At 72.5% G+C, this 5,617-nt stretch carries 6 protein-coding genes and 1 pseudogene; 1 reads left to right on the top strand and 6 read right to left on the bottom strand.

The window, feature by feature from the left end:
* Nucleotides 1-174 precede the first annotated feature (174 nt).
* From ACOJTC_RS16075 to ACOJTC_RS16060, 4 genes are all read right to left on the bottom strand, one after another.
* A complete protein-coding gene (locus tag ACOJTC_RS16075) occupies nucleotides 175-954 on the bottom strand; it encodes an HAD-IIA family hydrolase (protein WP_088645665.1) in 780 nt (259 codons plus the stop codon).
* Between the two features lie 42 nt (nucleotides 955-996).
* Nucleotides 997-2,028, bottom strand: coding sequence for a ferrochelatase (locus ACOJTC_RS16070; protein WP_420117481.1), 1,032 nt, complete (start codon nucleotides 2,026-2,028; stop codon nucleotides 997-999).
* Between the two features lie 95 nt (nucleotides 2,029-2,123).
* Nucleotides 2,124-2,891 carry an enoyl-ACP reductase FabI gene (gene fabI, locus ACOJTC_RS16065; RefSeq protein WP_204926147.1) on the bottom strand — a complete coding sequence of 256 codons (768 nt, stop codon included), beginning with the start codon at nucleotides 2,889-2,891 and terminating at the stop codon, nucleotides 2,124-2,126.
* Between the two features lie 23 nt (nucleotides 2,892-2,914).
* A complete protein-coding gene (locus ACOJTC_RS16060) occupies nucleotides 2,915-3,619 on the bottom strand; it encodes a beta-ketoacyl-ACP reductase (protein ID WP_420117480.1) in 705 nt (234 codons plus the stop codon).
* 400 nt (nucleotides 3,620-4,019) lie between these two features.
* Here ACOJTC_RS16060 and ACOJTC_RS16055 point away from each other — a divergent pair, with 400 nt between their 5' ends.
* Nucleotides 4,020-4,175 carry a hypothetical protein gene (locus ACOJTC_RS16055; RefSeq protein WP_161595013.1) on the top strand — a complete coding sequence of 52 codons (156 nt, stop codon included), beginning with the start codon at nucleotides 4,020-4,022 and terminating at the stop codon, nucleotides 4,173-4,175.
* A 58-nt stretch (nucleotides 4,176-4,233) separates the two neighbouring features.
* Here ACOJTC_RS16055 and ACOJTC_RS16050 read toward each other — a convergent pair whose 3' ends face one another.
* Nucleotides 4,234-5,184 (bottom strand): VWA domain-containing protein, encoded by a 951-nt coding sequence (locus ACOJTC_RS16050; protein WP_420117479.1) that lies wholly within the window; start codon nucleotides 5,182-5,184, stop codon nucleotides 4,234-4,236.
* Nucleotides 5,181-5,617 (bottom strand): annotated as a pseudogene (locus ACOJTC_RS16045) (DUF58 domain-containing protein); the annotation flags it as partial. The pseudogene ACOJTC_RS16045 and the gene ACOJTC_RS16050, both read right to left, overlap by 4 nt.

The following is a 5,617-nucleotide window of genomic DNA, read 5'->3' as shown; positions in this document are numbered from 1 at the left end:
CCCCCGGCGGGGCGATCAACAACCATGCGGCGCAGCAGCGCGACGCGGCGCTGCGCCCGCTCACCCCCGCCTGCCGGCAGGCGCTGGTCGCCGCCTGCAACGCCCCGCTGCGTCCCTGACCGCGCCCGCCCGCACCGGGCCCCGCCCGCACCCGGCCGGGCGGGCCGGTACGGGTCAGATCTCGTCGATCAGGTCGAGCACCGAGTCGACGATGCGCGACGGCCGGTACGGGTAACGTTCCGTCTCGGCCCGGGTGCTGATCCCGGTGAGCACCAGGATCGTCTCCAGCCCCGCCTCCAGGCCGCACAGGATGTCGGTGTCCATCCGGTCACCGATCATCGCGGTGCTCTCCGAGTGGGCGTTGATGGTGTTCAACGCCGAGCGCATCATCATCGGGTTCGGCTTGCCGACGAAGTACGGCTCCACCCCGGTCGCCTTCGAGATCATCGCGGCGACCGACCCGGCGGCGGGCAGCGCGCCCTCCACCGACGGGCCGGTGACGTCCGGGTTGGTGCAGATGAACCGCGCCCCGTCGTTGATCAGCCGGACCGCCTTGGTGATCGCCTCGAAGCTGTAGGTGCGGGTCTCCCCCAGCACCACGTAGTCCGGGGCGAAGTCGGTCAGCACGTAACCGACGGCGTGCAGCGCGGTGGTCAGCCCCGCCTCCCCGATCACGTACGCGGTGCCGCCCGGCCGCTGGTCGGCGAGGAACTGGGCGGTGGCCAGCGCCGCCGTCCAGATCGCCTCCTCGGGCACCTCGAACCCCATCCGGGTCAGCCGGGCCTGGAGATCACGCGGGGTGTAGATGGAGTTGTTGGTGAGCACCAGGAAGGGCTTACCGGAGGACCGGAGCCGGTTGACGAACTCCGGCGCGCCGGGCACCGGCTGGCCCTCGTGCACCAGCACGCCGTCCATGTCGGTGAGCCAGCTCTGCACCGGCTTGCGGTCAAGCATCTGTCGTCCCAAGGGGGTGTCGGGGAGGGCGGGTCGTCGGCATCAGGGGCGGCGGGCGGCCGGCACGCAGCACGGGGTCGGGCAGGTGTCCCACATCGGCAGCTCACCGAGGCGGCGGCGGGTCGCCGGCCCGTCGGGCGTGGTGCGTTCGGCCACCAGTTCGCGCACCATCGCCACGAACCTCGGGTCGGTGCCGGGGGTGCCCGCCCGGACGAAGTCCAGGCCGAGCTGCTTGGCCGTCTCGGACGCCTCGGTGTCGAGGTCCCAGACCACCTCCAGGTGGTCCGAGACGAACCCGATCGGGCTGACCACCACACCGGTCACCCCCTGCCCGGCGAGGGCGGTCAGGTGGTCGTTGACGTCCGGCTCCAGCCAGGGCACCTGCGGCGGGCCGGAGCGGCTCTGCCAGACCAGGTCGTAGGGCAGGTCGGGTGCGGCGGCGGCGTGCACCAGGCGGGCGGTCTCCGCCAGCTGCGCGGTGTACCGGCCGCCGTGCGGGCCGGCGGTGGCCGCCGCCGAGGTGGGGATGGAGTGCGCGGTGAAGACCAGCCGGGTGGTGTCCCGCCGGGCCGGGTCGAGCTGGGCCAGCGCCGAGCGCACCGCGTCGGCGTGCGGCTCGACGAAGCCCGGGTGGTCCCAGAACGGGCGCAGCTTGTCGATCACCGGGGCGTCCGGGCCGACGGCGGCCCGCGCGGCGGCGATGTCCTCCTGGTACTGCCGGCACGACGAGTAGCCGCCGTACGCGCTGGTGACGAACGCCAGCGCCCGGGTGATCCCGTCGTCGCGCATCTGCGCCACGGTGTCGGCGAGCATCGGGTCCCAGTTCCGGTTGCCCCAGTAGACGGGCAGGTCGACGTCGTGCGCGGCGAGGTCGGCCCGGATCGCGGCGAGCAGCTCGCGGCACTGCTGGTTGATCGGGGAGACCCCGCCGAAGTGCAGGTAGTGCTCGGCGACCTCGGCCAGCCGCTCGGGCGGCACCCCCCGCCCCCGGGTCACGTTCTCCAGGAAGGGCAGCACGTCCTCGGGCCGCTCCGGGCCACCGAAGGAGACCAGCACCAATGCGTCGTACGACATGGGGTCATTCTCCCCCGCGGTCGGCGACGGCCTGACGACGGCCCCTGGTCCCGCAGGTTACGTGGGGGCCCCGGTCCGGGGCCCCCGCGTGCGGCTCAGGCGCCCAGGGCGTGGTAACCGCCGTCGACGTGGACGATCTCGCCGGTGGTGGCCGGGAACCAGTCCGACATCAGGGCCAGGCAGGCGCGGGCGGCCGGCTCCTGGTCGGTGAGGCTCCAGCCGAGCGGGGCCCGCTCGGTCCACGCCTGCTCGAACTGCTCGAAGCCGGGGATGGACTTCGCGGCCATCGTGCGCAGCGGCCCGGCGGCGACCAGGTTGCTGCGGATGCCCTTCTTGCCCAGGTGCAGCGCGAGGTAGCGGGAGGCGGACTCCAGCCCGGCCTTGGCCACCCCCATCCAGTCGTAGACCGGCCACGCCTTGGTGGCGTCGAAGGTCAGCCCGACCACCGAGCCGCCCGGCGACATCAGCGGCAGCGCCGCCATGGCCAGCGACTTGTAGGAGTACGTGGAGACGTGCAGCGCGGTCGCCACGTCCTCCCAGGAGGCGTCGAGGAAGCCGCCGCCGAGGCAGCTCTGCGGGGCGAAGCCGATCGAGTGGACCACCCCGTCGAGGCCGTCGACGTGCTCGCGTACCTGGTCGGCCAGGCCGGCGAGCTGCTCCGGGCTGGTCACGTCCAGCTCGATGATCGGCGCCGGCTGGGGCAGCCGCCGGGCGATCCGCTCGACCAGCGAGAGTCGACCGTAGCCGGTGAGCACGACCTGGGCGCCGTTGTCCTGGGCGAGCTTCGCCACCGAGAAGGCGATCGAGGCGTCGGTGATGACGCCGGTGACGAGCAGCCGCTTACCGGCGAGCAGTCCTGACATGTGTTGGCTTCCTCCGTACGTTCTCAGTGACCCATGCCGAGGCCGCCGTCGACCGGGATGACGGCACCGGAGATGTAGCCGGCGGCGTCCGAGGCGAGCCAGGTGACCACCCCGGCGACCTCGTCCGGCGCGGCGAACCGCCCGGCCGGGATGACCTTGCGGTACTCGGTACGGCGCTCCTCGGGCAGGGCGGCGGTCATCTCGGTGTCGATGAAGCCCGGTGCGACCACGTTCGCGGTGATGTTGCGGCTGCCCAGCTCCCGGGTGATCGACCGGGCCACCCCCACCAGGCCGGCCTTGCTGGCCGCGTAGTTGACCTGGCCGGCGCCGCCGTAGAGCCCGATCACCGACGAGATGAAGATCATCCGGCCGAACTTGGCCCGGAGCATCTTGGACGAGGCCCGCTTGGCGCAGCGGAACGCGCCGGTGAGGTTGGTGTCGAGCACCCCGGTGAACTGCTCCTCGGACATCCGCATCAGCAGCGTGTCGTCGGTGATGCCGGCGTTGGCGACCAGCACCTCGACCGGGCCCAGCTCGGCCTCGACGGCGGTGAACGCGGCGTCGACCGACTCGGCGTCGGTGATGTCGCACCGCACACCGAACAGCCCCTCCGGCGCCCCGCTGCCCCGGTGGGTGATCGCCACCCGGTCGCCCTGCTTGGCGAACGCCTGGGCGATGGCCAGACCGATTCCGCGGTTGCCGCCGGTAACCAGCACAGTTCGAGACACGGTGGGTCCTCTCCGGAAGATCGCTGCGGGTTGGAGACTAGGCGCTACCGCACGGTAATCACTAACCCGCCCCGCCCGACACCGGCACCATCCGCGCCGATCGGAGCCGGGCCGCCGGTGCGGTCGGCCGAGTGGGCCGGTACGCCACCACGGGTGTACGATCATCGCGTTTGCGGGCCGCCCGGCGGCACCGCTCGTCCGGACCCCGACCGCAGGAGGTGATCGCTGTGCGAGATAGCGATCCTCCCAGTCGTGGCCGGGCCGACCGCCAGTCACGCTGAGCACCGCTCCGCCTGATCTGGCCCCGCTCCCCACGCACCCCCTGCGCCACCGCCCGGCCCACCCGCCGGGGCGACGGAACGCGCGGGTGCGACCGGAAGCCGTTCGGTCACGACTTCGTGTGCGCCTCCTCGATCCACCCCCACGCGGTCCACCCCGCCCGGACCGCCGTCGCCACCCGGAGCGTTCCATGAGCCGTTACGTCGCCCCGCTGGGCTTCACCCTCGCCGCCGTCTGGGTGGCCGTGCTCTTCGTGCTGGCCAGCAGCACCCACTGACCACGCGCCCCGACCGCACGACCACGCCGGTCAGAGCATCCGGGACCGGCCGCGCCGGTCAGAGCATCCGGGACGACCAGAGCAGGCTGAACGCCCCGGCGCAGAGCGCCAGCAACAGGGCGATGCCGGCGTACCACTGGGTGATCTCCCGCGCCTCGGTCCGGAAACCGATCGAGCTGCCCATGTCCTGGTACACCTGCTTGAGCTCGGTGACCGTGGCCGCCTCGTAGAAGTAGCCCTCGGTCGTCTCGGCCAACTCGGCCAACGCCATCCGGTCCACCGGCACCCGCTGCAACTGCCCACCGATGTCCACGTGCCCGGTGTCGGTGCCGAAGGCGATGGTGGAGACCGGTACGTTCGCCGCCTGCGCCGCCGCAGCCGCCTCCTCCACCGACCGACCGGCCGTGCGGAAGCCGTCGGAGAGCAGCACGATCCGGGCCGGCGGGATACCCGCCGCACCGTCGGCCGGCACCGAGCGGATCGCCTCCAGGCAGGTGAAGACCGCCTCACCGGTGGCGGTCGCCTCGGCCAGCACCAGCCCGTCGATGGCACTGGTCACCGCCGGGCGGTCCTTGGTCGGCGGCACCAGCACGTTGGCCGACTTCGCGAACGACACCAGCCCGACGTTGTAGCTCTCGGGCAGTTCCCCGACGAACTGCTTGGCCGCCTCCTGCGCGGCCTCCAGCCGGCTGGGCGCCACGTCGTCTGCCTGCATCGACAGCGACACGTCGATGGCCAGCATGATCGTGGCCCGCTCCAGCGGCTCCCGGGTGTCCATCGCCGGACGGGCCAGCGCACCGGCCAGCACCAGCAGGGCCAGCAGGAACGCGGTCGCGGGTACGTGCCGACGCCAGCCCAACCCCTTCGGCGCCACGGTCCGCAGCAGGTCGACGTTGGTGAACCGCATCGCGTACTGCCGCTTACGGAACTGCCGCCAGACGTACGCCCCGGCCATCGCCAGGACCGGCAGCAGGGTCAGCAGCCACCACGGCTCCAGGAAACGGATCATCGTGTGGTCCCTCGGGTACGGGCGTGGCGCTGAGCGGCCACGAAGCGGACCATGTCGAGCAGCCAGTCGGTGTCGGTGCGCAGCCGCAGATGGCTGGCGCCGGCCGCACGCAGCGCACGGGCGATCGCGGCCCGCTGCTGCCCGGCCGCCTCGGCGTACCGATGGCGCAGTCTCGCATCCGACGTCTGCACCTCGTGCAGCGCGCCGGACTCCGGATCGGCCAGGGTCAGCACCCCGACATCCGGAAGCTCCAGCTCACGTGGGTCGACCACCTCGATCGCCAGCACGTCATGGCGCACCGCCAACTTCTTGACCGGGCGGGCCCAGCTCTCCACCGGCGCAAGGAAGTCGGAGATCACCACGGCCACGCCCCGCCGCCGGGGTGGCCGGTTCAGCATGTCGATCAGGGCGCCCAGGTCGGCGCGGCCCGGCC

It is taken from the genome of Micromonospora sp. (assembly GCF_048594385.1).
Taxonomy (GTDB): domain Bacteria; phylum Actinomycetota; class Actinomycetes; order Mycobacteriales; family Micromonosporaceae; genus Micromonospora; species Micromonospora wenchangensis.
Note: the sequence above shows the minus strand (reverse complement) of the source record. Positions and strands in the feature narration are given on the sequence as shown.

What these genes read in the sequence shown, in the direction of transcription:
- ACOJTC_RS16070 (WP_420117481.1), bottom strand. Translation starts at nt 2,028, where the DNA reads ATGTCGTACGACGCATTGGTGCTGGTCTCCTTCGGTGGCCCGGAGCGG.
- ACOJTC_RS16075 (WP_088645665.1), bottom strand. Translation starts at nt 954, where the DNA reads ATGCTTGACCGCAAGCCGGTGCAGAGCTGGCTCACCGACATGGACGGC.
- ACOJTC_RS16050 (WP_420117479.1), bottom strand. Translation starts at nt 5,184, where the DNA reads ATGATCCGTTTCCTGGAGCCGTGGTGGCTGCTGACCCTGCTGCCGGTC.
- fabI (WP_204926147.1), bottom strand. Translation starts at nt 2,891, where the DNA reads ATGTCAGGACTGCTCGCCGGTAAGCGGCTGCTCGTCACCGGCGTCATC.